Source organism: Piscinibacter sp. PDB5-1 (assembly GCF_056676035.1).
Map to the genome: position 1 here is coordinate 21,167 of NZ_JBWVZL010000004.1, position 22,103 is coordinate 43,269.

The window sequence follows — 22,103 nt, forward strand, 5'->3', positions numbered from 1 at the left end:
GCGGGGGCAACGCGGACAAGCCGCGCATCGTACCCGCCGCCCCCTGGCCGAGCCGCCTCTCAGGAGCCCGCGCCGGTGTTCTTGTACTCGCGCAGGCGGTTGCCCGAGGGGCTGAAGGCGCGGCCCGAGGTCGAGGGGCCCCAGGGCTTTTGCAATGTGATGTGCGAGTCGAGCGTCGATTCGCGGATCACCGCCTGCCCGTTGGGCGACACCCCCGGCACGTAGCTGCCGGTGCTCAAGCCCTCGTCCCAGCTGCGGCCGAGTTCGATCACGTTCGAGCCGGTGTTGCTGTCGCGCGCGAAATGGCTCTTCACGAACAGGAAGCCGTACGTGTTGCCCGCCGCCGTGGCGGGCGCGATGTGGTTGCCGTTGTTGCCCCAGCGGCTGCTCACGTACTGGATGCGGCAGCCGTCGAACACGGCGGTGCCGCGGCCGAAGATGAAATCGACGTCACCCTGGATGTGGCTGTTCTTGAAGTACGAGCGCGCCACGTTCTGGTAGCCGCCGGTCGAGACGAACAGGGTGTCCTGGTTGCCGAGCACGCGCACGTTGTCGAACACCAGCTTGTCGCTCATGGTCATCAGCGCCACGGCCTGCACGTTGTTCGAGCCCGACTCGCTGTAGTCGTTCGAGAAGGTGAGGTTCTTGGCGTGGAAGTCTTTCGCCATCACGGTGAACGAGGCGCTGCCCGTGGTGCCGTAGGTGGTCGAGCCGGTGTTGGGGTTGCAGGCATTGGCCGACGCGCTCGACGACTTCGACTTGCCGGCGTGGTTGTTGTAGACCAGCACGGTCTTCGACGCGTCGGCGTTGGTGCTGTACAGCGTGATCGGCGGCTTGCCCGCCGGCACGCACACCACCTGCCGGTAGGTGCCAGGCTTCACGGCGATGTAGACACGCGCCGTGCCCGAGGCCGAGTTGATGGCCGCCTGCACGCTGCTGTGCGTGCCGCTGCCGTCGGCCGCGACGGTGTAGCGCGGCGTGAAGGTGGCCACATCGCCCGCGCCGGTCGGTGCCCAGTTGTCGGTGACCAGCGAGCCGATGGTGCCGGCGCGCTGCAGGTACCGCGCGGCGGTGTAGCTGGTGGCCTGGCTGTTGCTCAGGTTGGGGCGCGAGGCCGACACGGTGGCGGCCTGGACGCCTGGGGCGACGGCAACGACGGCCCAGGCCGTGCAGGCGAGCGCCCAGCGCGGGGCGAACCCGCGGCGATGCGAGAAGGGGGTCATGGGTTTGTCTCCTGGCCGGTCGTGCCGGCTTCGTTGTGGTGGATCACCCCGCGGCGCAAATTGCCGAAGGGTGTCCGCACATTCTCGATTTCGCCGCCCCCACCCGCATTGGTGGAAGCCCTTTCGCCGGCCGGTGCCCCCGCTTGCGGGCCTGTCCCAGAGACCGCCTTCGGCATAATCGACGCCTCTTCGGGCCGCGCCGCGCGCCCTGCTGCTCTACCCCTTCCACGCTTCACAGGACACCGCCATGGCGTCGATCAACAAAGTCATCCTCATCGGCAACTTGGGCAAGGACCCGGAAGTTCGCTACACGCCCAGCGGCTCGGCCGTCTGCAACATCACGGTGGCCACCTCGCGCCAGTGGAAAGACAAGACCTCGGGCGAGCGCCAGGAAGAAACCGAATGGCACCGCGTGGTGTTCTTCGACCGCATGGCCGAGATCGCCGGCGAATACCTGAAGAAGGGCCGCCCGGTCTACGTTGAAGGCCGCCTGAAGACCCGCAAGTGGACCGACAAGGACGGCGTCGAGAAGTACACGACCGAAATCATGGCCGAGAACATGCAATTGCTGGGCGGCCGTGACGGCGGCGGTGGTGGCGATGAAGGCGCCAGCGGCGGCGGTGGCTACAGCCGCGGTGGCGGTGAGCGCAGCGCCGCCCCGGCCCCGCGCCAGGCCCCGCAGCGCCCGGCCCCGCAGAAGTCGTCCACCGGCTTCGACGACATGGACGACGACATTCCGTTCTGAGCGGCCCCGCCCGTTCGCCCCGACAGCCCGCCGCGTGCGGGCTTTTTCATGGCCGCCCGACGCGCGGCCGCCGCACCGCTCACGCCAGCACTTCTTCGACCCGGTAGGTGTTGCGGCCCGCGGCCTTGGCCTGGTACAGGGCCTTGTCGGCCAGCGCGAGCAGCGCGTCGCGGGCAAGAGGCCGCTGGGTGAAGGCGATGCCCACGCTGGTGGACACAGCCACCGTGCGCTCGGCCACCGGCCAGTCGCCGGCGATGGCCGACACGATCTTGGCGGCGACCTGCTGGGCTTCGTCGAGCTGGCGCAGGCCTTCGAGCACGACGATGAACTCGTCGCCGGCCAGGCGCGCGACGGTGTCGGTGACGCGCACGCAGCCCTTCAGGCGCCGGGCGAATTCGACCAGCACCGCGTCGCCGGTGGCGTGGCCGAAGCTGTCGTTGATGTGCTTGAAGCGGTCCACGTCGAGAAACAGCAGCGCCAGCGGCCGGCCGCTGCGCTGGCTGCGCGCCAGGGCCTCGTCGATCTTCTCGTTGAGCGCGTGGCGGTTGGGCAGGCCAGTCAGGGTGTCGAAGCGGGCCAGTTGCGCCAGCTCGGCCTCGATGCGGCGGAAGGCCGTCACGTCGGTGGTCATGGTGTAGATGCCGATGACCTCGCCCGCGTCGTTGCGATCGGGCACGTAGACGACCTCCATGTGGCGCCGCGTGCCCGAGGTGTCGGAGTGCGCGTCGAAGCTCAGGCGCTCGCCCGCCATCGCGCGGTCGAAGAACGGGTGGCACTGCGCGTACAGCTCGGGCTCGATCACGTGAACCAGCCGCTTGCCGACCATCGTCTCGGCCGCGATGCCGCTCCAGTGCTGGTAGGTGGCGTTCATGAAGGTGACGCGCTCGTCGCGGTCGAGGTAGATCACAAGCACCGGCAGGTTGTCGGTGATGAGGCGCAGGCGGTGTTCGTCTTCGGCGATGCGCAGCTCGTTGTTGCGGCGCTCGGTGACGTCGGTGGTCATCGCGAAGAAGGCCTGCACACGGCCGGCTTCGTCGTAGTCGGGCACGTAGGTGGCCTCGAAGTGCCGCAGCTTGTCGCGCACCAGGGTGCTGCCCTGGTAGGTGACCCGCTCACCGGCCAGCACCTTGGCGACCTGGGTCTGGATCAGGTCGTACAGCGTGCCGCCGCGTTCTTGCGCGATGTGGCGCCCGACCATCTGCTCGGGCGTGGTGCGAAAGAGCCGCGCGACCTGCTGGTTGGCAAACAGGTAGCGCTGGTCGGCGTCGATGTGCGACAGCAGCGCGGGGATGTTGTCCGTCATGGCGCGCAGGCGCTTTTCGCTGGTGGCGAGTTGCTGCTCGGCGGCGCGGCGTTCGGAGATGTCGCGCACGAAGGCATGGGCGACGTAGCCCTCGCCGTCGTGGAAGGACGCGATCGACAGCTCGACCGGCAACTCGTGCCCGTGGCGGTGCGAGGCCATCAACTCGATGCGCCGCCCCACCACCGGCCCGCTGCCGGTCTGCGTGAAACGGGCAAAGCCCCGTTCGTGGGCCTCGCGCTGTGCCGCCGGCACGATCAGTTCGGACAGGCGGTGGCCCTGCGCTTCGGCAGCGCTCCAACCGAAGGTGCGCTCGGCCTGCGCATTCCAGTCGGTCACGCGGCCCTCGCGGTCGAGTGCGATGAAGGCGTCGTTGGCGTTGTCGAGGATGTTGCGGGTGCGCCGTTGCTCGTTGAGGATCTGCACGACGAGCGGGTGCACGCGGTTGTGCAGTGCATAGCCTCCCAGCGCGACCAGCGCCACCAGCGTGACCATCAGCCACACGACGCGGTCTTTCAGCGGCGCGTAGAGGGTCTCGACGTCGCTCTTGACGACCAGGCCGAGCGACCACGGATCGAGCGGCGTGTAGGCACCGACCACATCGACGCCGCGAACGTCTTTCATGACGCCCACACCGCGCTCGCCGAGCACGGCGCGGGCCAGCGGCAGGCGCGACTCGTGTTCGGCCGCGCGCAATTCGACGCGAAACGGCTCGGCGTGGTGGCGCGAAGGGGCGCACAGCGCATGCACGCCGTCGCGGCGGCACAGCAACGCGTCGGACGCGTCACCCGTGGTGCGCAACTCTTGCAGCACGCGGTCGAAGCTGCGCAGGCGCTGCTCGGCCACGATGTGGCCCACCACGCGGTGGCCGTCGCGCAGCGGCGTCTGGGTGCGCAGGCGGTAGCCATCGAGCCACAGCAGTTCGGCGGTGTCGTCTTCGCCGCCCAAGGGGCTGTGCCAGGGCGTGGCACCGCTCAGCGAACCGGCCTCGATGCGCACGCGGCCGGTGGTGTCCACCAGGCGCACGCCGAGCATGTCACCCACCAGCAGGCGATCGACCTCCTGGTGCGCCTGGGCGTTGCCGGCGGGGGCATTCAGCGCCGTCACCAGGCCGGGGCGCGAGGCCATGCCGGGCATCAGGTCGAGGGCGGCTTCGAGCGCGTTGCTGAGCGCCGCGGCGTTGGTGCGCGCGGTGAGCAGCAGCTTGTCGGCGATGGCCCGCTCGAACGAATCGCGCATGACACCGAAGCCCGCGATGCCCGCACCCAGGGCGACCAGCGTGAGCACCATGCGCGAGCGGCCGACGATGCGCTTTTCGTGGCGGTCGAACGAGTCGTGACGGGCCTCTTCTCGCGCATCGCGCAGCAACCACAGGGCCCCGCCGAGCAGCGTGAGGCCGAGCGCCGTGGGCAGCAGCAGGCGGTTGTAGTTGCCCAGGCGGTACAGCGCCTCGAGGCGAAGAAAGTAACCCGCCAGCCCGGCCAGGCCGATCAACGTGACGAGGGTGGCCATGGCGACGAAGCCTCGGTCCAGGCTCGGGCGGCGCGGCACGCGCGCCATCAGCACCGCCAGCCCGAAGGCCAGAAAACCGATGCAGGCATTCGGCGACATGCGGCCGGGGAAGGGCCGCCCGGGCGTGGGCCGGTCGGGCAGGTAGACCCAATCGACGCCGAGGTTTACGCCACCCAGGTGCTCGACCAGCATGGCCGACGGCCAGGCGATCAGCGCGGCGGCCAGCACCAGCAGCGCAGCCCCGGCCGCGCGCGAGCCCGCGCTCGGGCGCGGCAGCAGCACCAGGCACACGGCGGCGGCCACCAGCAGCAGCGGCGAGGCCAGGCCCATGTCGGTCACGCCCGGCATCCAGGCCGTGACCAGCGGCGAGCCGGTGAAGCCGCGCCAGGTCGCAGCCAAGCCCAGCAAGCCGGCGAGCGCGGCGAGCAGGTGCTTGGGCGTGAAGTGGGGCAGGGTCATGGCAGCAGCCGGCGCGCGCGCAAGGGCACCCGGGGGCCGGGTCCGGGCAGCATAGGTGCGGGGGCTGCGGGCAAAGCCGAAAGATGATGCCGGCGGGGCGGTCTTTTCCGCTGGCGGCCCGGCTGAAATGCGGGGCGGACGGCCCGCTGTTTCGGCGAGTGCAGAGGACCGGCGTCTCGACAATTCGATCCATGCCGCAGAAGACCCCCGCCCCCTCGCCCGCCCGTGGCGCCCGCCACGGCCTTGCCAGTTGCCTGCTGTTGGGCCTCGTGCTGGGCCAGATCGTGCTGTCGATGGCCGCGCAGCGGCCCGGCGACCTCTTCAGCCTGGTGATGGCGATGGTGTGCCTGTCCGCCGCTTCGGCGTCGATGGTCAGCTACCTGCTCAGTCGCGCCCCTGCCGCACGTGCGCAGGTGCCTGCGTGGTTGCTGGCCATTGCGGCCGGCATGTTGCTGAGCCTGCATGGGGCGTCGCTCTGATCCAGCCGCCCCAGAGAAGCGAACCCAAAAAAAACGCCCCGTTTGCACGGGGCGCTTTTCTTCGTGGAAGGCCCAGCTGACGGTCCGGGGTCAGGCCCCCGGCCGTCACGCCTGCCGAATCACGGCGTGGTGTAGGTCTTCAGCCAGTCGAGCGTGGCTTCGAGCGCCCAGGCGGACGAGCTGTTCAGGTAGCCCTGATCGATGCTGGTGCCGCTGCAGCCGCCGTTGAGCATGAAGCAGTGGTCGGCCTCGCCGTCTTGCACTTCGCTGTCACGCACGATGTACCAGCCGCTGCCGTTGGCGCGGAAGCACGAGGTCGCGGTGCTGCCGCACGACAGGCCGGTGATGGCCTGGTTGGCGGTGCGCACGTTGCTGGCGGTCGGGCCGACGAAGATGTCCTTCTCGCCGTTGATCAGGCGGATGCGATCGGCCGTCTGCGTGTGGCGGCCGTTGTTCATGCACGAGGACAGGTCGTAGATCGAGTACTTGTTGCCCGTGCCCTGGCCCATCGACGCACGCACGCGGCTGTCGTAGTTGCGAGAGAGCACCGAGACGATCGACCCTTGGCTCAGGCCACCGGTGACGATGCCCTTGGAGCAGTCGGCCTTGGCGCGGGCGCACAGCTTGGCGACGGCCGAGTTGCTGTTCGACGGGTTGAAGATGCAGCGCGTCTTGGTGCCGATCGACGAGCACGAACCGAAGCTGCCGTTCGAGTAGGCGACCGTGGCGGCCACGAAACCCTTGGCGGCCATGCGCTGGATGGCGGCCATGGCCAGGATGCTGTCGTAGGCCTCGCCGGTGCCGCCGGTGTGGATGTAGACCGGGAACTTGCCCGTGCCAGTGGGCTCGACACCCTTGATGTTGTAGCTCGACGAGCACAGCGATGAGGTGCCGCCGCGGTAGGTCGTGGTGAAGCTGGTGGTGGCGAGTTGCGCCATCGCCGACGTGCCCACCGACACGAATGCCAGGGCCGCGCCCAAGCGCAGCAGGGTCTTGCTGAGGGATTTCATGGCTGTCTCCAAGGTATGGGTGTGTTCGACTGACCGCGCGCAGGCCCGGGGGTTGGCCGGTCAGTTCGTCATCGGGCTCGGTGGCCCGACGCGCGATGGTCTTTTTTTGAGCCGCCGCTCACCATAGTGGTTTGCACGGTTGTGCAAGGACGGCGGCGCCGTCCAGGGCAACCCTGCGAAACCGGCCTCGAAACGCAAAAAAGGCGCAGCGCCGGAAGGGCGTTGCGCCGGGCCACGGTCCGCTGGGGACCGGGCGGCAAGCCTCAGTTCAGCCCCTCAGGGCTGGCCGCTCAGGGCGTGGTGTAGGTCTTCAACCAGTTGAGCGTGGCTTCGAGCTGCCAGGCGGCGGCGCCGGTCTTGTAGCCCGCGTCGGTGGTCGCGCCGCTGCATCCGCCGTTGAGCATGAAGCAGTGGTCGGCCTCGCCGTCGGTCACTTCGGCGTCTTTCACGATGTACCAGCCGCTGCCGTTGGCCCGGAAGCACGAGGTCGCGGTCAGGCCGCACGACAGGCCGGTGATGGTCTGGCTGGCCGTGCGCACGCTGCTGGCGGTCGGGCCGACGAAGACGTCTTTCTCGCCGTTGATCAGGCGGATGCGGTCGGCGGTCTGCGTGTGGCCGCCGTCCTTCATGCACGAAGACAGGTCGTAGATCGAGTAGTTGGTGCCGGTGCCCTGGCCCATCGAGGCGCGCACGCGGCTGTCGGTGTTGCGCGAGAGCACCGAGACGATCGAGCCCTGGCTCAGGCCGCCGGTGACGATGCCCTTGGAGCAGTCGGCCTTGGCCCGGGCGCACAGCTTGGCGACCGCCGAGTTCGTGTTCGACGGGTTGAAGATGCACTTGGCCTTGGTGCCGATCGACGAACACGAACCGAAGGTGCTGTTGGCGTAGGCCACGGTGGCGGCGACGAAACCCTTGGCCGCCATGCGGTTGACCGCCTCCATCGCCAGGCCGCTGTCGTAGGCCTCGCCCGTGCCGCCGGTGTGGATGTAGACCGGGAACTTGCCCGTCGCCGACGGCTCGGCGCCCTTGATGTTGTAGGTGGACGAGCACAGCGACGACGTGCCGCCCTTGTAGGTGGCGGTGAAGGCCACGGTCTGGGCGAGAGCGGCGCTGCCGAGCGAAGCCAGGGCGACGGCAGCGCCGAAGCGCACGAGGTTTTTGGCGACGAAGTTCATGGAGGTCTCCGATGCGTTTTGTGGGGGCCGTCGGTCGAGGAAGCCCGGGCAGTTCCTCTGGCGACGCGTCGGTGATGTGCCGATGGATGCATCGTCGCGCGGCGAAACCAAGAGGTGACTCATGGTTTCCACGCGTAACAAGTCGTGTTTTTGGTGCGAGCGTGACCGATTGCGCAGGCCTGCCTTCAGGCCTCGCCGGCCCCACCCGCGGGCTTGGCATAGCTGCGCTCGACCTGGGCGATGCGCACCTCGTAGTGGGTGTACCAGTCGCGGCGGCCGGTTTCTTGCGCGATGCGGTGTTCGGCGTGGGCTCGCCAGGCGGCGATGGCCTCGGTCGAGTCCCAGTACGACACCGTGATGCCGAAGCCGTCGGCGCCACGCGCGCTTTCGACGCCCAGGAAGCCGGGCTGCTGGGCCGCCAGTTCGACCATGCGGTCGGCGGTGTGTTCGTAGCCGGCTTCGACCGCCGTGCGCAGCGACGAGAAGATGACGGCGAAGTACGGCGGGCGCAGGTTTCGGGCGAAGTTCATGGGCGGCACGAGGGGTGTCGAAGACGATCGGAGGCCGATCCTAGCCACGCCCTTGTGACTTGCCTCAACACCCCCAAGTGGGCGAATTCACCCCGGCAGACGGGAAGCCGCGAATGAGAGGACAATCACGGCCCCGGCGCATTGCCCTGTCTCCCCTGCCCCGGCTCCAACCAGAGGTACTCCGCATCCATGGCCACTCGACGTTCCCCCGCTGTCGCACCCTCCGAGACGACGCAGAAGCTGCGCCAAACCCAGGCGGAGTACACCGCCGCCCGACCCTCCGGAGAACCCGGCATCAAGCCGATGATGTCCAGCGCCAAGATGTACGTGTGCCGGCGCTGCCAGGCGAATTTCAAGACCGGTGACGGCAAACCCGACCCGCGCCTGCCGGGCCTGGGCAAATGCAACCGCTGCCTGGAGGCCGCCGCCGCCAAAGCGGTCGCCTGAGCCCCGGCGGCTCCGCCCCCATGCCAAACGGCCGCTCGCGCGGCCGTTTTGCTTTTTGAGCGATGCCCCGAACGCGGGCTCAGTGCAGGATCACCGGCCCCGGGTCCACGCCGCCGGCGTTGCCCGACACCCGCACCGCGTGCTTGGCGGTCCAGCCGCTGCACCAGCGCGTGAACTCGTGCGAGGGCATCGGCTTGCCCATGTGGAAGCCCTGGGCCTCGTCGCACGACAGGTCGCGCAACAGGTCCCAGGCTTGGGCACTTTCGACACCTTCGGCCACCACGCTCAGGCCCAGGCCGTGGGCCAGGTCGATGGTGGAGCGCACGATGCGCGCGTCGTCGGCGTCTTTCTCCATGTTCATCACGAAGGACTTGTCGATCTTCAGCTCGTCCACTGGCAGGCGCTTCAGGTAGGCGAGCGACGAGTAGCCGGTGCCGAAGTCGTCGATGGCGAGGCGGAAGCCCAGTGCGCTCAGGCGTTCGAGCGTCGCCAGCGCCCGCTGGGGGTCGTCCATGATCGCGCTCTCGGTGATTTCGAGGCAGAAGCGTTCGGCCGGCACGCCGTGCTTGGCGAGCAGCGCGTCGAACTTGGCCGGCAGTTCGTGGTCGAGCAGGTCGCGGGTCGAGAGGTTGACCGAGATGACGATGGCAACGCCGCCCTCGTCGAGGAGGCGCGAGGTGCGCGCCGCCTCGCCGAACACCCACAGCGTCAGCGCGCGGATGAAGCCGGTCTGCTCGGCGAAGGGGATGAACTGCATCGGCGGCACCAGCCCGCGCTGCGGGTGCTGCCAGCGCACCAGCGCCTCGGCCCCGACCACCGCGCCGGAGCTGAGCGAGAGCTTGGGTTGCAGGTACATGCGCAGCTCGCCGTGTTCGACCGCGTGGCGCAGTTCGCTCATCAGCGTGAGCGTCTGGGTGCTGGCGGCGTCGAGGGCGGGGTCGTAGAGCATCGGCCCGTCACCGCGGCGCTTGGCGGCGTACATCGCGACCTCGGCGCGGCCGAGCAGCACGTCGGCGTCGCTCGCGTGCTGCGGGCAGCTCGCCATGCCGATGCTGGCGCTGATGTCCACCGTGTGTTCGTCGAGCTGCATCGAGCCGTCGAAAGCCACCGCGATGCGCTGCGCCACCTGGCGCGTGAGGCCCAGGTCACCGATCGGGTCGAGGTCGGCCAGCAGCACGGCGAACTCGTCGCCATCGAGCCTGGCCACCATGTCGCCCGAGCGCACCGCCTGTTGCGACAGCCGCTCGGCGACGCGCTTGAGCAAGAGGTCGCCGAAACGGTAGCCCAGCACGTCGTTGACGTGCTTGAAGCGGTCGAGGTCAAGCATCACCACCGACACCGAACGCCCGCTCGATTGCGCGGTGGCGATGGCCTCTTGCACCGCGTTGCGGAACTGCACGCGGTTGGGCAGGCCGGTGAGGCCGTCCCAGTAGGCCAGGCGCAGGATCTCGCCCTGCTGCTGCGCGATGCTTTCGCGCATGCGTTCGAACGATTGCGACAGCTCGCCGATCTCGTCGCGGCGGTGCTGCCCGAGGAGCGGCGTGGCGTAATCGCCGGCACGCAGCCGCTCGGCCGCCATGGCCAGGCGGCGCAGCGGCGCGGTGACGTGGCGCGCGGTGAGCACGCTGCCCACGCCGAACACCAGCACGCCCAGCAGCGTCAACACGGCCAGGCCGACCTGCAACTGACGGTAGGGCGCGATGGCGTCGTCCACCGAGCGCAGCAGCACGGCCGCCACCTCGGCGCCATCCGCCCGGTCGCTGCGTCCCAGGCGCACGGCGCGTCCGCTGAACTCGCCGTCGAGCAATTCGAAGTTCATGGCCCGCGACGACGCGTCGGTCGCCAGCGCCGGCGCGAGCTGGTTGACTTGGTGTTCGATGGTCGTGCGCGCGTCGGCCGCCAGCGTCGAAACGGCGGCCTTCCACGGCGTGCTGCCGTTGGGGCGCACATGCAGGCTCAGTTCGAGGCCCGAGATGTCGTGCAAGTCATCGACCAGTTGCTGATCGACCGGAAAGCCCATCAGCACCCAGCCCGCGAGCAGCGGCGTGCGCAGCGGCACCAGCACGAACTGGAACGGCCGCCCGCCCAGCACGGCGATGTCGCCTATGTGGCGCGCCTGCGGGTCGCGGCCGGCCAGGCGGCTCACGATGGGCTCCAGCTCGCTCGCTTCGCTCTGGGTCGAGGCACGCAGGCGCAGGCGCGTGTCGAGCAGGGCCGACACCGGCGCGCCGATGCGCTCGCCGTGGTTGGCCAGCACCGAGCCGATGGTGCCGGTGTCGTTGCTGCTGACCGCCGCGCGAAAACCGAAGTCGGCCGCCAGCAGGCTGGCCGCGTCGCCCAGCTTCTGGGCGTTCTGGTCGAGCACGCGCTGCAGCACGCGTTCGCCGACGCGCAACTCGTCGGCGATGGCCGCCCGCGCGTTGCGGTCGATGCTGGCGCGGATGGCAAGGAAGCTCGCCGCCTGCACCGCCAGCAGCAGGCCCAGGAACAGCATCACGATGCGCATGCCGATGGAGTTGCGCTTCCAGGCGTGGAAGGCGCCGCGCACCCACACGGCCGGCGCAAAACGGCGAATGACCGGCGGCGGCCCGTCGGTCGCGTTCATGGCATCCCCGCCGCGGGCAGTTGCACCGTGAGCGTCGCGTCGGCCGCGCCGACCTGCAGCGCCTGCGTGGGCGCTTCGCGGTCCACGGGCCAGCCGGCGTGCCAGGTGCGCAGCCGGTAGGCGCCGGGGGCGACACCGTCGAGCCGGGCCGCGCCTTGCGCGTCGGTGCGCGCGTGGTGCGGCGTGTCCACCACGACCACCCAGGCCACCATCTGGTCGTGGATGTTGCAGCCGAGCACGGCCACGCCGGGCTTGTCGAACACCACCGGCTTGCCCGGCACCCCGGCGTACAGCTTCAGCTCGAAGGTCTTGGCGGGCGAGAACGAATACACGTGGTGCCGCACGGTGTCGTAATTCGGAAAGTTCACCGCCGTGCCCGTGGTGACGACGGTCACGCGGGGGTTGAACTGGCGCTTGGCCTGGGCGATGTCGACCGGCGCGAGGGGCTGCACCGGCAGGCGGCCCTTGGCAGGTTCGAGCGTCAGCACGGCATCGGCCACCGGGCGGCCGGCCGCGTCGCTCACGACCACGCTCACGCCGGCAGCGTGAGCGGTGGGCCCGGCGACCAGCAATGCGGCGAAGACGAACAGAAGGCGGGTGAACAACATGGGCGGTGCGGGCAGACGCCGGCGGGCGCACCTGTGCGCGCCTCTTCGGCCTCTTTCCTATCGGCCGGTGCGGGCCTCGGTTGAGGCGCGCCCCGCCGGCGCCGCCGAAGCGCGTGACTTATGCCCACAAGCAGCGCCGGCTGTGCGCCGGCAGCCACTGCATCAAAGCGCCTGCGCGATCACCCCGCCACCGAGGCACACCTCGCCGTCGTAGACCACGGCCGACTGCCCCGGCGTGACGGCCCACTGCAGCTCGTCGAAGCGCAAGCTGAAGCTGGCGCTCGCCTCGGGCGTGTCGCTCGACGGCCCGTGGGCCAGTTCGCACGGCGCGTCGGCCTGGCGGTAGCGCGTCTTCGCGGCGACGCGGCCCGGCGCGGGCGGGTGGCCGGCGGTCCAGCTGATGTCTTCGGCGCGCAGCCCGGGCGACAGCAGCCAGGGGTGGTCGTGGCCTTGCACGACGTAGAGCGTGTTGGTCGCCATGTCCTTGCGCGCGACGAACCAGGGCTCGTGCTCGGCGCCGCCCTTGGCCGACTTGCTCTCTTTCACGCCGCCGATGCCGATGCCCTTGCGCTGACCCAGCGTGTAGAAGCTCAGGCCGACGTGCTCGCCGATCTTGCGTCCGCGGTCGTCCTTGATCGGGCCGGGCTGGTTGGCCAGGTAGCGGTTGAGAAACTCGCGGAAAGGCCGCTCGCCGATGAAGCAGATGCCGGTCGAGTCTTTCTTCTTCGCGTTCGGCAGGCCGATCTCGGCGGCGATGCGCCGCACCTCGGTCTTGGGCAGCTCGCCGACGGGAAACATCGTCTTGCTCAGCTGCGCCTGCGTCAGGCGGTGCAGGAAGTAGCTCTGGTCCTTCAGCGGGTCCAGGCCCTTGAGCAACTGGAAAGACGACGCGGGGGGGGCGTCGCCGGGCCGCCCCAAGACGGCCCGCGCCCCCTCGGGGGGCAGGAGCGCAGCGACGTGGGGGCACTCACGCACGCGGGCGTAGTGCCCTGTCGCGATTTTTTGCGCGCCCAGGCGCATCGCGTGGTCGAGGAAGGCCTTGAACTTGATCTCGGCGTTGCACAGCACGTCGGGGTTGGGCGTGCGGCCGGCCTGGTACTCGCGCAAGAACTCGGCGAAGACGCGGTCCTTGTAGTCGGCCGCGAAGTTGACGTGCTCGATCTCGATGCCCAGCACGTCGGCCACGGCCGCGGCATCGACGAAGTCGATGTTCGACGAGCAGTACTCGCTGTCGTCGTCGTCTTCCCAGTTCTTCATGAAGATGCCGACCACCTCGTGGCCTTGCTGCTTCAGCAAATGGGCGCTGACGGCGGAATCGACACCGCCGCTCAAGCCGACGACGATGCGGTGCTTCGGGGACTGCTGGGACATGGGGCGCGATTCTAGGAAGCGCCTGGCGGGCGCGCCGCGCCCGGCCCGTTCAGCCCCTCATCTCACTGCTCGTACGCCCCGCACAGGTAGATGATGTCGCCGGCGCGCTGGAAGAACGCGAGCTTGGGTTCCATCTTGCCGTTGGTGGGGTTCTTGTACTTGTAGTCCACGACGCCGCCGCCCTTGGCCAGCGCCATCTCGACGATGACCTTGCGGAAGAGTTTGCCGTCGGGGTCGGGCACGTCGATCATGTTCTTGCCGATCAGCTTGGCATTGACCGGGTGCGCGACGACCTCGCCCTTGGTGTTGTACGCAAAGGCGTACAGCTCGCCCTTGTGGAAGGGGCCTTCTTTCGTGCTGATGGCCGCGAGCGTCTTCTCCGGGCCGGCCGTGCGGTGCATGGCCATCACGGCATCGACCATCTTCTGCGCGTTGGCGCGCGAGGCCTCTTCGGCACCGGCGAACGGGGCCGCCGCCAGCGACATCAGGCCGAGGAACAGAGCGCCGAGCGCACGGCGCGTGGGGACGAAGCTTGCGTTCATGGGCGTTTGCCTTTCGTGGATTTGGAAGGGTCAACGGGCGCCGGCCGGGGCCAGGTCCATCTTGAAGATCGAGACGGTGCTCACCAGCCGCTCGGATTCCTTGCGCAGCGAGGCCGCCGCCGCCGCCGCCTGCTCGACCAGGGCCGAGTTTTGCTGCGTGGCGCCGTCGATGCTCGACACGGCCTCGGTCATCACCGAGATGCCTTCGTTCTGCGAGCGCGAGGCGAGCGAGATGCGCTCGACCGTGGCGGCCAGGCTGCCGGCGGCCTCGACGATGCGGCGCATGGCCTCGCCCGCGTCGTTGGCCAGGCGCGCGCCGGCGTCGATGCGCGCCACCGAATCGGTGATGAGCCGCTTGATCTCGCTGGCGGCCGTGGCGCTGCGCTGCGACAGCGAGCGCACTTCGCTCGCCACCACCGCGAAGCCGCGACCCTGCTCGCCGGCCCGTGCCGCTTCGACGGCCGCGTTCAGCGCGAGGATGTTGGTCTGGAAGGCGATGCCGTCGATCACGCTGGTGATGTCGTGGATCTGCCGCGCTGAGCTGGTGATGTCGCCCATCACGGCCACCACCTGGTTGACGATCTGGCCGCCCTCTTCGGCCGCCTTGAACGATTGGTCGGCCAGGCGCGCGGCGTCGTCGGCGCTGCGGGTGTTGTCGCCCACGGCCGACAGCAGCTCGGCCATGTTGGCGCTGGCCTGCTGCACCTGCGAGGCCTGCTGTTCGGTGCGCGCCGACAGGTCGGCGTTGCCCTGGGCGATCTCGTGGATGGCCTGGTCGATGTGGCGCGAGGCATCGACCACGTTGCTGAGCGTGTGGCGCAGCGTTTGCACGGTGTCCGACAGCGCCTGCGCCGAGCGCGCGACCTCGTCGGAGCCGGCCACCGCGTGCATGGGCGACAGGTCGCCGACCTTCAGGCGATGCGCCGCGTCGCGGATCGACCCGACCGAGCCCAGGATGGCACGGCGCACCAGCGCCCCGACCAGCCCGGCCAGCAAGAGTCCGCCGGCCACGACGGCCAGCGTCGTCCACACGGCCACGCTGTAGGCGGTGGCGGCGGCGGTCGCGTCTTCGTGCGCATGGGCTTCCTGCGCCTCGCCGAGCGCACGCACGTCGCCGAGGATCTTGTGCAACTGGGGTTCGAGCTTGACCATCACCAGCGTGGCCAGCAGCGGGTCGGTCTCGGACAGGTCGAGCGCCTGCACGATGCTCTTCGAGAAGCTCTCGACCTGCTGCGGCAGGCCGGCCGCGCGGGCCGCTTCGTCGGCGTTGTAGAGCGGTGACCGGCTCAGCGCGCCGGTCATCTCGGCCAGCGTCTTGATGTGCGTGCCCAGGCTCTTTTGCAGCGCCTCGCACTGCTCGGCCGAGTAGTCGGAACTCTTCCACGCCAGCAGTTGGTAGGTGGTGCCTCGCACCAGCTTCACCTGGTCGGCCAGCCGCACCGTGGCGAGCACCTGCGGGTAACGCTGCTCGATGATCTGGCCGATCGCCGCATGCTGTCGGCTCAGACCCAGGTAGCAGGCCCCTCCGACCAGCATCAACAGCAACACCGCCAGGGCCGGCGCGAGCAGCAGTTTTGCGCCCAGGCCGATGTGGTTCAAGGTCTTCATACGCCCTTCCTCGTGCACACCTCCGTCGGGTCCCACTCCCTCGAAGGCGGCTTGGTTGTCAGTTCGTACCGCTGTGAGCCAGCCTTAACGGCCGAATCGCGCACAGCTTTAGGAGCCGTCAGCCAGGTGTCAGCGATTTGAGGACAACGGACCCCAAGATTCGGGGCCGGGCGTGACGGATTCCGCGTTCCACCTGGCAGATCACGTCGCGAAGGCGATAGCGCGACCGCCGCAGCCGGGCCGGGCGGCCGGCGTTTCAAGGGCCGGGGACTGGCGCGGGGGCCTCCACAGCGGGCACGCCGAAGGTGCCCGCCACGGCGTCGCAGAAGCTGCGTTCCTCGCGCAGGATGAAGCGCTGGTCCTGCGCGAAAGCGAAGTTGGCCCGGCCCTCGGCGTCGGTCTTGAGCCGGGCGCGGTAGCGCTCGTAGGCCGCGAGGCTGTCGAAGGCGATCAGGCCCCAGGCGATGTCGTTCGTGCCCTCGTGCGGCAGGAAGTAGCCCACCAGGTGCCCGCCGCAGCGCGGGATGATCCGGCCCCATCGTTCGGCATAGGCCCGGAAGGCGTCGCGCTGGAAGGGGTCGATCTGGTAGCGGATGAAACAGGTCAGGGACGGGGACGAGGCCATGTGAAGACTCCAACGGTGACAGAGGCTTCACGGTAGGGCGCAGCCCGCTCGCTACAGTTCGGCGCGAAACGAACCATGGACGGCATCGACCCGATGAAAGACGGCCCCCACATCGCGCGCATCGCCGGCCTGATCGGCGACCGCGCCCGCGCCGAGGTACTGACGGCCTTGATGGCCGACCGCGCGCTCACCGCGACCGAGCTGGCCGAGGTCGCCGGCATCACCAAGCAGACGCTGTCGGCGCACCTCGCCAAGCTGGTGGACGCCGGGCTCGTGGGCGTCGAAAGCCAGGGCCGCCACCGCTACTACCGCCTCGCCGACCCCGACGTGGCGCGCCTGCTCGAACTGCTGATGGGCGTGGCCTTTCGCAGCGGTGCGGTGCGGCTGAAGTCGAGCCCCCGCGAGCCGGCGCTGCGCACCGCGCGCGTCTGCTACGACCACCTGGCGGGCGAGCTGGCGGTCGCCGCCTACGACGCGGGCCTGAAGCGCCGCGCGCTGCAGGTCGAGGCCGGTGAATTGCGGCTCGGGCCCGCGGGCGCCGGGTGGTTCACCCGCCTGGGGCTCGATGTGGAGGAGCTGCCGCGCAGCCGCCGGCCGCTGTGCCGGGCGTGCCTCGACTGGAGCGAGCGCCGCCACCACCTGGCCGGCACGCTGGGCGCCGCGCTGCTCGACCGGCTGCTCGTGCTGCGCTGGGCGCGCCGCGACGCCGACTCACGCGTCGTGCGCTTCACGGCCGTCGGCGAACGCAACCTGCGCGCATGGGCCGAGGGCTGATCCGCCGGGTCACACCATACGGAAGCTGGCGTTCGCGCGCGCCACGCATCGCTCGCCGATCACGACACGGCACTCGGCAAAGGCCAGCGTGCGCCCGACCTTCAGCACCACCGGGTGACATTCGAGCACCTCGCCCAGCCGGCCGGTGTCGAGGAAATCGAGCGCAAGCGACACCGTCACCGCGCCCGCCTGCGTCAACCCCAGGCCTTCGCGCGCATGGCGCACGCACGACAGGCCCATCGCGTTGTCGGCCAGCGACGAGATCAGTCCGCCATGGGCAAAGCCGCGGGCGTTGCAGTGCGCCTCGCGCAGGCACAGCGCCAGTTGCACCGCGCCGGGCGTCTCGCGCGCGAACAGCGGCTCCCACGGGTCGGTGAGCGGGCTCCGGCGCGTGTGGCGGCGGTAGCCCTCAGGGAAAGCGCCCGGGGCCATGAGGCCATCGTCGCTGGCGTTGGCCAGGCTGGCGGGTGTGGGTGCGTTCATGCGCGCTTCTTCGCAGGTGCCGGCCAGGCGGCAACCCCCGACGCCTTCTTGCGCGCGGCGGCTTCGGCCTTGCGCCGCTCCAGCCAGGCGACGTGCTCGACGAGCCGCTTGCGCAGCGCGCGCTGGGCGTCGATCTCGGCGTCGACTTCGGCGATGCGTCGGAGCATGTCGCCGATCACCTCGTCGTGCGTCAGCGTGCCAGCGCGGTACCGCGGCAGCGATTCGGCCAACGCATCGAGCGAGAAGCCCAGGTCGCGCGCCATCGAGATGAACACCACCTCGCGGATGGCGCGTTCGTTGAACTCGCGGTACCCCGAGGCGCTGCGCTCAGCCTGGATCAGGCCCTGGGCCTCGTAGCGGCGCAGGCGGTGAATGGAAACGCCAGTGCGGCGTGCAAGCTCGGAGACTTTCATGCCGCAAAGGCTAGCAAGCCTCGCGCTGTGCGAGGGTTGGCCGCGCAGCCCCGCCTGGGGTCAACCCTTGATTTCGGGCGCGAAGACGGTCGCGTCGGTGATCACCGCTTCGAGCGGGTAGCGCTGGCCGGCGAGGTGGTCTTCGATGCAGCGCAGCACCAGCGTGCTGCGGTGCCGCTCGCGACTGGCGCGCAGTTCGTCGAGCGTCATCCACACAGTGCGCACGATGCCGGTGTCGAGGGCGCGTTGCGGGTCGGGTTCGCCCACCGTGCCGGCGAAGGCAATGCGAAGGTAGGTCACGTCTTCGCCGCGCGCCGGCCGCTGGTAGCGCGACAGGTACACGCCGACCAGGCTGTGCGGCGTGAAGGCGCAGGCGGTTTCTTCCAGCACCTCGCGCACCACGCCTTGCTGCGGGGACTCGCCCGGGTCCAGGTGGCCAGCCGGGTTGTTCAGGCGCAGGCCTTCGGGCGTGTGCTCTTCGACAAGCAGGAAGCGGCCGTCGCGCTCGATGACCGCGGCGACGGTGACACTGGGTTTCCAACGGCTGGACATGGGCGCGCATGGTAGCGGCGCGCCGCGGCCGGGAAAGTCGCCACCGAAACACCGTCTCGGTTCTGCATCGCAGAAGCACGAATCCGCTGCGCAGTAGGGTAATCTTGCGGACTTTTCGCGCGCCGGGCTCACCGCGTGCGCCGTTCGACCCAATTCCAGCGCCTGAGGAGGGCATCCATGTTCATCGGGGTTCCGCTCGAAACAGCGGCCGGGGAGACCCGTGTCGCCGTCACCCCTGAAACCGCCAAGAAGCTCAAGGCCCAGGGCCACACCATCCGCGTCCAGTCGGGCGCCGGGGTGTCGGCCAGCGTGACCGACGAAGCGTACGTGGCGGCCGGCGCCGAGATCACCGACCAGGCCGGCGCCTTCGGTTGCGACCTGGTGCTCAAGGTCCGCTCGCCGCTCGATTCCGAACTCTCGCTCATGAAGACCGGCAGCGCGCTGGTCGGCATGCTCAACCCCTTCGACCGCGACAACCTGCAGCGCCTGGCCGGTGCCGGCCTGACGAGCTTCGCGCTCGAAGCCGCGCCGCGCACCACACGCGCCCAGAGCATGGACGTGCTCTCGTCGCAGGCCAACATCGCCGGCTACAAGGCCGTGATGATCGCCGCCGACAAGTACCAGCGCTTCTTCCCGATGCTGATGACCGCCGCCGGCACCGTGAAGGCCGCCCGCGTCGTGATCCTCGGCGTCGGCGTGGCCGGCCTGCAGGCCATCGCCACGGCCAAGCGCCTGGGCGCGGTGATCGAAGCGTCGGACGTGCGCCCCTCGGTGAAAGAACAGGTCGAGTCGCTCGGCGCCAAGTTCATCGACGTGCCGTATGAAACGGCCGAAGAGAAAGAAGCCGCCGAAGGCGTGGGCGGCTACGCCAAGCCGATGCCGCAAAGCTGGCTCGACCGCCAGAAGGTCGAAGTCGCCAAGCGCGTGGCGCAGGCCGACGTGGTCATCACCACCGCGCTGATCCCGGGCCGCGCCGCGCCGGTGCTCGTCACCGAAGACATGGTCAAGGCGATGAAGCCGGGCTCGGTGATCGTCGACCTGGCGGCCGCGCAAGGCGGCAACTGCCCGCTGACCGAAGCCAACAAGACGGTCGTCAAGCACGGCGTCACGCTGGTCGGCGAAACCAACCTGCCGGCCCTGGTGGCGGCCGACGCGAGCGCGCTCTACGCACGCAACGTGCTCGACTTCCTCAAGCTCGTCATCACCAAGGAAGGCACCTTCAACGTGCCGATGGACGACGACATCGTCGCCGCCTGCCTGATGACGCAGGGCGGCGAAGTCAAACGAAAGTAAGCGGTACCGATATGAACAACCGAGTGATGCTGCGGGCCAAGCTGCACCGCGCCACCGTCACCGAAGCCGACCTGCACTACGAAGGTTCGTGCGGCATCGACGAAGACCTGATGGACGCGGCCAACATGGTCGAGTTCGAGCGCATCGAGCTCTACAACATCAACAACGGTGAGCGCTTCTCGACCTACATCATCAAGGCCGCACGCGGCTCGGGCGTGATCTCGTTGAACGGCGCGGCCGCACGCAAGGCGCATGTGGGCGACCTGCTCATCATCTGCACCTACGCGACGATGAGCGAGGCCAACGCCTCGACCTACAAGCCCAGCGTGGTGCTGCTCGACGAGAAGAACCGCGTCAAAGAAATTCGCAAGTTCTGATCGCAAGTTCTGAGTTGGATTCTTAAAACAGGAGAACGTCGGATGGACATCATCTCGCCGACCATCGTCAACCTCATCATCTTCGTGCTCGCGATCTACGTGGGCTACCACGTGGTCTGGACCGTGACCCCTGCGCTGCACACGCCGCTGATGGCCGTCACCAACGCCATCTCGGCCATCGTGATCGTGGGCGCCATGCTCGCGGCCGCGCTGACCGAAACGGGCCTGGGCAAGACCATGGGCGTGCTGGCCGTGGCTCTGGCCGCGGTCAACGTCTTCGGCGGCTTCCTCGTGACGCGCCGCATGCTCGAGATGTTCAAGAAGAAAGACAAGAAAGTCGCCGTGAAGGAGGGCGCCAAGTGAGCCTCAACGTCGTCACGCTGCTCTACCTGGTTGCGAGCATCTGTTTCATCCAGGCCCTGAAAGGCCTGTCGCACCCCACCACCTCGATCCGGGGCAACCTGTTCGGCATGGTCGGCATGGCCATCGCCGTGGTGACCACCGGCGCGCTGATCTGGAAGCTGGCCGAAGCCGCCAGCATCGCCCCGATGGTCGGCCTCGGCTGGGTCGTGCTGGGCCTCCTGGTCGGCGGTGCCGCCGGCACCATCATGGCCAAGCGCGTCGAGATGACCAAGATGCCCGAGCTGGTCGCCTTCATGCACAGCATGATCGGCCTGGCCGCGGTGTTCATCGCGGTCGCCGCGGCCGTCGAGCCCTGGGCCTTCGGCATCACCGCCAAGGGCGGGTTGATCCCGCACGGCAACCGGCTCGAACTCGCGCTGGGCGCGGCCATCGGTGCCATCACCTTCAGTGGTTCGGTGATCGCCTTCGGCAAGCTCTCGGGCAAGTACAAGTTCCGTTTGTTCCAGGGCGCGCCGGTCACGTTCAAGGGCCAGCACCTGCTGAACCTCGCGCTCGGCCTGGCGGCGGTGTTCTTCATCGTCGGCTACACGATCAGCGAAGCGCGCATCGATTTCTGGGCGCTGTTGGCCATCGCCTTCGTGCTGGGCGTGCTGATCATCATCCCGATCGGCGGCGCCGACATGCCGGTGGTGGTGTCGATGCTGAACAGCTACTCGGGTTGGGCCGCGGCCGGCATCGGCTTCTCGCTCAACAACAGCATGCTGATCATTGCCGGCTCGCTGGTGGGCTCGTCGGGCGCGATCCTGAGCTACATCATGTGCAAGGCGATGAACCGCTCGTTCTTCAACGTGATCCTGGGCGGCTTCGGTGGTGACGCCGGCAGCGCCGGCCCGGCCGGTGCGCAACAGCAGCGCAACGTGAAGAGCGGCAGCGCCGACGACGCGGCCTTCGTGCTCGGCAACGCCGAGACCGTGGTCATCGTGCCGGGCTACGGCCTGGCCGTCGCCCGCGCGCAGCACGCCGTGAAAGAACTGGCCGCCAAGCTCACCGAGAAGGGCATCACCGTCAAGTACGCGATCCACCCGGTCGCAGGCCGCATGCCCGGCCACATGAACGTGCTGCTGGCCGAAGCCGAAGTGCCGTACGACCAGGTCTTCGAGATGGAAGACATCAACGGCGAATTCGGCCAGGCCGACGTGGCGATCATCCTGGGCGCCAACGACGTGGTGAACCCGGCCGCGCACATCAAGGGCAGCCCGATCTACGGCATGCCGATCCTCGAGGCCTACAAGGCCAAGACCATCATCGTGAACAAGCGCTCGATGGCCGCCGGCTACGCGGGCCTCGACAACGAGCTGTTCTACATGGACAAGACCATGATGGTGTTCGGCGATGCGAAGAAGGTCGTCGAGGACATGGTGAAGGCCGTCGAGTAAGCCTCGCCCACGCCGCCCATGCAAGCCGCGCCGGTTCCACATCGGCGCGGCTTTTTTGTTGAGCCTTGCGCTTCGTCGAGAGCAACGCGCACGGAGCCGACATTCAACGCAAAGCTCGCCATGACGCCAAGGACGCCAAGAATTCAAGGGCTGCTTTCTGGGCGTCCTTGGCG

22 protein-coding genes are annotated in these 22,103 nt (G+C 68.9%); 8 read left to right on the plus strand and 14 right to left on the minus strand.

Translation table 11 applies throughout. From position 1 onward, the window contains the following. Positions 1 to 59: 59 nt before the first annotated feature. Positions 60 to 1,223 (minus strand): pectinesterase family protein, encoded by a 1,164-nt coding sequence (locus AC1KAT_RS16260; RefSeq protein ID WP_480327841.1) that lies wholly within the window; start codon positions 1,221 to 1,223, stop codon positions 60 to 62. Between the two features lie 247 nt (positions 1,224 to 1,470). Here AC1KAT_RS16260 and ssb point away from each other — a divergent pair, with 247 nt between their 5' ends. Continuing rightward, positions 1,471 to 1,968, plus strand: a complete 498-nt coding sequence (gene ssb / locus AC1KAT_RS16265) for a single-stranded DNA-binding protein (protein ID WP_480327843.1) — start codon at positions 1,471 to 1,473, stop codon at positions 1,966 to 1,968. A 79-nt stretch (positions 1,969 to 2,047) separates the two neighbouring features. Here the strand turns inward: ssb and AC1KAT_RS16270 are convergent, their stop codons facing one another. Then, on the minus strand, positions 2,048 to 5,239 hold the full coding sequence (locus AC1KAT_RS16270; RefSeq protein ID WP_480327845.1) for a sensor domain-containing diguanylate cyclase: 3,192 nt from the start codon (positions 5,237 to 5,239) through the stop codon (positions 2,048 to 2,050). Positions 5,240 to 5,430: 191 nt separating this feature from the next. Here AC1KAT_RS16270 and AC1KAT_RS16275 point away from each other — a divergent pair, with 191 nt between their 5' ends. Then, the gene (locus AC1KAT_RS16275; RefSeq protein ID WP_480327847.1) at positions 5,431 to 5,718 is read left to right on the plus strand and encodes a hypothetical protein; all 288 of its coding nucleotides are present in this window, start codon (positions 5,431 to 5,433) and stop codon (positions 5,716 to 5,718) included. A gap of 119 nt (positions 5,719 to 5,837) precedes the next feature. Here AC1KAT_RS16275 and AC1KAT_RS16280 read toward each other — a convergent pair whose 3' ends face one another. From AC1KAT_RS16280 to AC1KAT_RS16290, 3 genes are all read right to left on the minus strand, one after another. Then, positions 5,838 to 6,728, minus strand: coding sequence for a hypothetical protein (locus tag AC1KAT_RS16280; RefSeq protein WP_480327849.1), 891 nt, complete (start codon positions 6,726 to 6,728; stop codon positions 5,838 to 5,840). A 290-nt stretch (positions 6,729 to 7,018) separates the two neighbouring features. Then, entirely contained in the window at positions 7,019 to 7,903 is an 885-nt protein-coding gene (locus AC1KAT_RS16285) for a hypothetical protein (protein WP_480327851.1), read from the minus strand. Positions 7,904 to 8,088: 185 nt separating this feature from the next. Continuing rightward, complete coding sequence (locus AC1KAT_RS16290; protein ID WP_480327853.1) at positions 8,089 to 8,433, minus strand: antibiotic biosynthesis monooxygenase family protein; 345 nt, start codon at positions 8,431 to 8,433, stop codon at positions 8,089 to 8,091. Between the two features lie 189 nt (positions 8,434 to 8,622). Between AC1KAT_RS16290 and AC1KAT_RS16295 the strand changes: the two genes are divergently transcribed. Continuing rightward, the gene (locus AC1KAT_RS16295; RefSeq protein WP_480327855.1) at positions 8,623 to 8,880 is read left to right on the plus strand and encodes a hypothetical protein; all 258 of its coding nucleotides are present in this window, start codon (positions 8,623 to 8,625) and stop codon (positions 8,878 to 8,880) included. 79 nt (positions 8,881 to 8,959) lie between these two features. Here the strand turns inward: AC1KAT_RS16295 and AC1KAT_RS16300 are convergent, their stop codons facing one another. From AC1KAT_RS16300 to AC1KAT_RS16325, 6 genes are all read right to left on the minus strand, one after another. After that, the gene (locus AC1KAT_RS16300) at positions 8,960 to 11,485 is read right to left on the minus strand and encodes a putative bifunctional diguanylate cyclase/phosphodiesterase (protein ID WP_480327857.1); all 2,526 of its coding nucleotides are present in this window, start codon (positions 11,483 to 11,485) and stop codon (positions 8,960 to 8,962) included. Next, the gene (locus AC1KAT_RS16305) at positions 11,482 to 12,093 is read right to left on the minus strand and encodes a methylamine utilization protein (protein ID WP_480327859.1); all 612 of its coding nucleotides are present in this window, start codon (positions 12,091 to 12,093) and stop codon (positions 11,482 to 11,484) included. The genes AC1KAT_RS16300 and AC1KAT_RS16305 overlap by 4 nt, the downstream gene beginning before the upstream one ends. A 162-nt stretch (positions 12,094 to 12,255) precedes the next feature. Beyond that, the gene (gene mnmA, locus AC1KAT_RS16310) at positions 12,256 to 13,464 is read right to left on the minus strand and encodes a tRNA 2-thiouridine(34) synthase MnmA (RefSeq protein WP_480327861.1); all 1,209 of its coding nucleotides are present in this window, start codon (positions 13,462 to 13,464) and stop codon (positions 12,256 to 12,258) included. Positions 13,465 to 13,526: 62 nt separating this feature from the next. Next, positions 13,527 to 14,006, minus strand: a complete 480-nt coding sequence (locus AC1KAT_RS16315; RefSeq protein WP_480327863.1) for a cache domain-containing protein — start codon at positions 14,004 to 14,006, stop codon at positions 13,527 to 13,529. Between the two features lie 30 nt (positions 14,007 to 14,036). Next, complete coding sequence (locus tag AC1KAT_RS16320) at positions 14,037 to 15,614, minus strand: methyl-accepting chemotaxis protein (protein ID WP_480327865.1); 1,578 nt, start codon at positions 15,612 to 15,614, stop codon at positions 14,037 to 14,039. 256 nt (positions 15,615 to 15,870) lie between these two features. Beyond that, complete coding sequence (locus AC1KAT_RS16325) at positions 15,871 to 16,239, minus strand: NIPSNAP family protein (RefSeq protein ID WP_480327867.1); 369 nt, start codon at positions 16,237 to 16,239, stop codon at positions 15,871 to 15,873. 75 nt (positions 16,240 to 16,314) lie between these two features. On the opposite strand from AC1KAT_RS16325, the gene AC1KAT_RS16330 reads away from it, so the two are divergent. Continuing rightward, positions 16,315 to 17,013: an ArsR/SmtB family transcription factor gene (locus AC1KAT_RS16330; RefSeq protein ID WP_480327869.1), complete on the plus strand. Its 699-nt coding sequence runs from the start codon at positions 16,315 to 16,317 to the stop codon at positions 17,011 to 17,013. Positions 17,014 to 17,022: 9 nt separating this feature from the next. Here AC1KAT_RS16330 and AC1KAT_RS16335 read toward each other — a convergent pair whose 3' ends face one another. The 3 genes from AC1KAT_RS16335 to AC1KAT_RS16345 are packed head-to-tail and all read right to left on the minus strand — an operon-like array spanning position 17,023 to position 18,461. Then, positions 17,023 to 17,496: a PaaI family thioesterase gene (locus AC1KAT_RS16335; protein ID WP_480327871.1), complete on the minus strand. Its 474-nt coding sequence runs from the start codon at positions 17,494 to 17,496 to the stop codon at positions 17,023 to 17,025. Next, positions 17,493 to 17,909, minus strand: a complete 417-nt coding sequence (locus AC1KAT_RS16340) for a MerR family transcriptional regulator (protein WP_480327873.1) — start codon at positions 17,907 to 17,909, stop codon at positions 17,493 to 17,495. Before AC1KAT_RS16340 ends, AC1KAT_RS16335 begins: the two co-directional genes overlap by 4 nt. A 60-nt stretch (positions 17,910 to 17,969) precedes the next feature. Next, positions 17,970 to 18,461: an NUDIX hydrolase gene (locus tag AC1KAT_RS16345; protein WP_480327875.1), complete on the minus strand. Its 492-nt coding sequence runs from the start codon at positions 18,459 to 18,461 to the stop codon at positions 17,970 to 17,972. A gap of 177 nt (positions 18,462 to 18,638) precedes the next feature. On the opposite strand from AC1KAT_RS16345, the gene AC1KAT_RS16350 reads away from it, so the two are divergent. From AC1KAT_RS16350 to AC1KAT_RS16365, 4 genes are read left to right on the plus strand one after another with little or no spacing between them, the layout of a single operon-like run. Continuing rightward, positions 18,639 to 19,754 (plus strand): Re/Si-specific NAD(P)(+) transhydrogenase subunit alpha, encoded by a 1,116-nt coding sequence (locus tag AC1KAT_RS16350; RefSeq protein ID WP_480327877.1) that lies wholly within the window; start codon positions 18,639 to 18,641, stop codon positions 19,752 to 19,754. Between the two features lie 11 nt (positions 19,755 to 19,765). After that, positions 19,766 to 20,131 (plus strand): aspartate 1-decarboxylase, encoded by a 366-nt coding sequence (gene panD, locus AC1KAT_RS16355; RefSeq protein WP_480327879.1) that lies wholly within the window; start codon positions 19,766 to 19,768, stop codon positions 20,129 to 20,131. A gap of 42 nt (positions 20,132 to 20,173) precedes the next feature. Next, positions 20,174 to 20,494, plus strand: a complete 321-nt coding sequence (locus AC1KAT_RS16360; protein WP_480327881.1) for an NAD(P) transhydrogenase subunit alpha part 2 — start codon at positions 20,174 to 20,176, stop codon at positions 20,492 to 20,494. Further along, positions 20,491 to 21,930: an NAD(P)(+) transhydrogenase (Re/Si-specific) subunit beta gene (locus tag AC1KAT_RS16365; RefSeq protein ID WP_480327883.1), complete on the plus strand. Its 1,440-nt coding sequence runs from the start codon at positions 20,491 to 20,493 to the stop codon at positions 21,928 to 21,930. The genes AC1KAT_RS16360 and AC1KAT_RS16365 overlap by 4 nt, the downstream gene beginning before the upstream one ends. Positions 21,931 to 22,103 lie beyond the last annotated feature (173 nt).

Bases quoted from the DNA above. Each gene is read 5' to 3' on its own strand.
- AC1KAT_RS16335 (WP_480327871.1), bottom strand. From the start codon at position 17,496: ATGAACGCACCCACACCCGCCAGCCTGGCCAACGCCAGCGACGATGGC.
- AC1KAT_RS16320 (WP_480327865.1), bottom strand. From the start codon at position 15,614: ATGAAGACCTTGAACCACATCGGCCTGGGCGCAAAACTGCTGCTCGCG.
- AC1KAT_RS16350 (WP_480327877.1), top strand. From the start codon at position 18,639: ATGTTCATCGGGGTTCCGCTCGAAACAGCGGCCGGGGAGACCCGTGTC.
- ssb (WP_480327843.1), top strand. From the start codon at position 1,471: ATGGCGTCGATCAACAAAGTCATCCTCATCGGCAACTTGGGCAAGGAC.
- AC1KAT_RS16325 (WP_480327867.1), bottom strand. From the start codon at position 16,239: ATGGCCTCGTCCCCGTCCCTGACCTGTTTCATCCGCTACCAGATCGAC.
- AC1KAT_RS16360 (WP_480327881.1), top strand. From the start codon at position 20,174: ATGGACATCATCTCGCCGACCATCGTCAACCTCATCATCTTCGTGCTC.
- panD (WP_480327879.1), top strand. From the start codon at position 19,766: ATGAACAACCGAGTGATGCTGCGGGCCAAGCTGCACCGCGCCACCGTC.
- AC1KAT_RS16305 (WP_480327859.1), bottom strand. From the start codon at position 12,093: ATGTTGTTCACCCGCCTTCTGTTCGTCTTCGCCGCATTGCTGGTCGCC.
- AC1KAT_RS16270 (WP_480327845.1), bottom strand. From the start codon at position 5,239: ATGACCCTGCCCCACTTCACGCCCAAGCACCTGCTCGCCGCGCTCGCC.
- mnmA (WP_480327861.1), bottom strand. From the start codon at position 13,464: ATGTCCCAGCAGTCCCCGAAGCACCGCATCGTCGTCGGCTTGAGCGGC.
- AC1KAT_RS16285 (WP_480327851.1), bottom strand. From the start codon at position 7,903: ATGAACTTCGTCGCCAAAAACCTCGTGCGCTTCGGCGCTGCCGTCGCC.
- AC1KAT_RS16295 (WP_480327855.1), top strand. From the start codon at position 8,623: ATGGCCACTCGACGTTCCCCCGCTGTCGCACCCTCCGAGACGACGCAG.
- AC1KAT_RS16280 (WP_480327849.1), bottom strand. From the start codon at position 6,728: ATGAAATCCCTCAGCAAGACCCTGCTGCGCTTGGGCGCGGCCCTGGCA.
- AC1KAT_RS16275 (WP_480327847.1), top strand. From the start codon at position 5,431: ATGCCGCAGAAGACCCCCGCCCCCTCGCCCGCCCGTGGCGCCCGCCAC.
- AC1KAT_RS16330 (WP_480327869.1), top strand. From the start codon at position 16,315: ATGGACGGCATCGACCCGATGAAAGACGGCCCCCACATCGCGCGCATC.
- AC1KAT_RS16300 (WP_480327857.1), bottom strand. From the start codon at position 11,485: ATGAACGCGACCGACGGGCCGCCGCCGGTCATTCGCCGTTTTGCGCCG.
- AC1KAT_RS16315 (WP_480327863.1), bottom strand. From the start codon at position 14,006: ATGAACGCAAGCTTCGTCCCCACGCGCCGTGCGCTCGGCGCTCTGTTC.
- AC1KAT_RS16290 (WP_480327853.1), bottom strand. From the start codon at position 8,433: ATGAACTTCGCCCGAAACCTGCGCCCGCCGTACTTCGCCGTCATCTTC.
- AC1KAT_RS16340 (WP_480327873.1), bottom strand. From the start codon at position 17,909: ATGAAAGTCTCCGAGCTTGCACGCCGCACTGGCGTTTCCATTCACCGC.
- AC1KAT_RS16260 (WP_480327841.1), bottom strand. From the start codon at position 1,223: ATGACCCCCTTCTCGCATCGCCGCGGGTTCGCCCCGCGCTGGGCGCTC.
- AC1KAT_RS16345 (WP_480327875.1), bottom strand. From the start codon at position 18,461: ATGTCCAGCCGTTGGAAACCCAGTGTCACCGTCGCCGCGGTCATCGAG.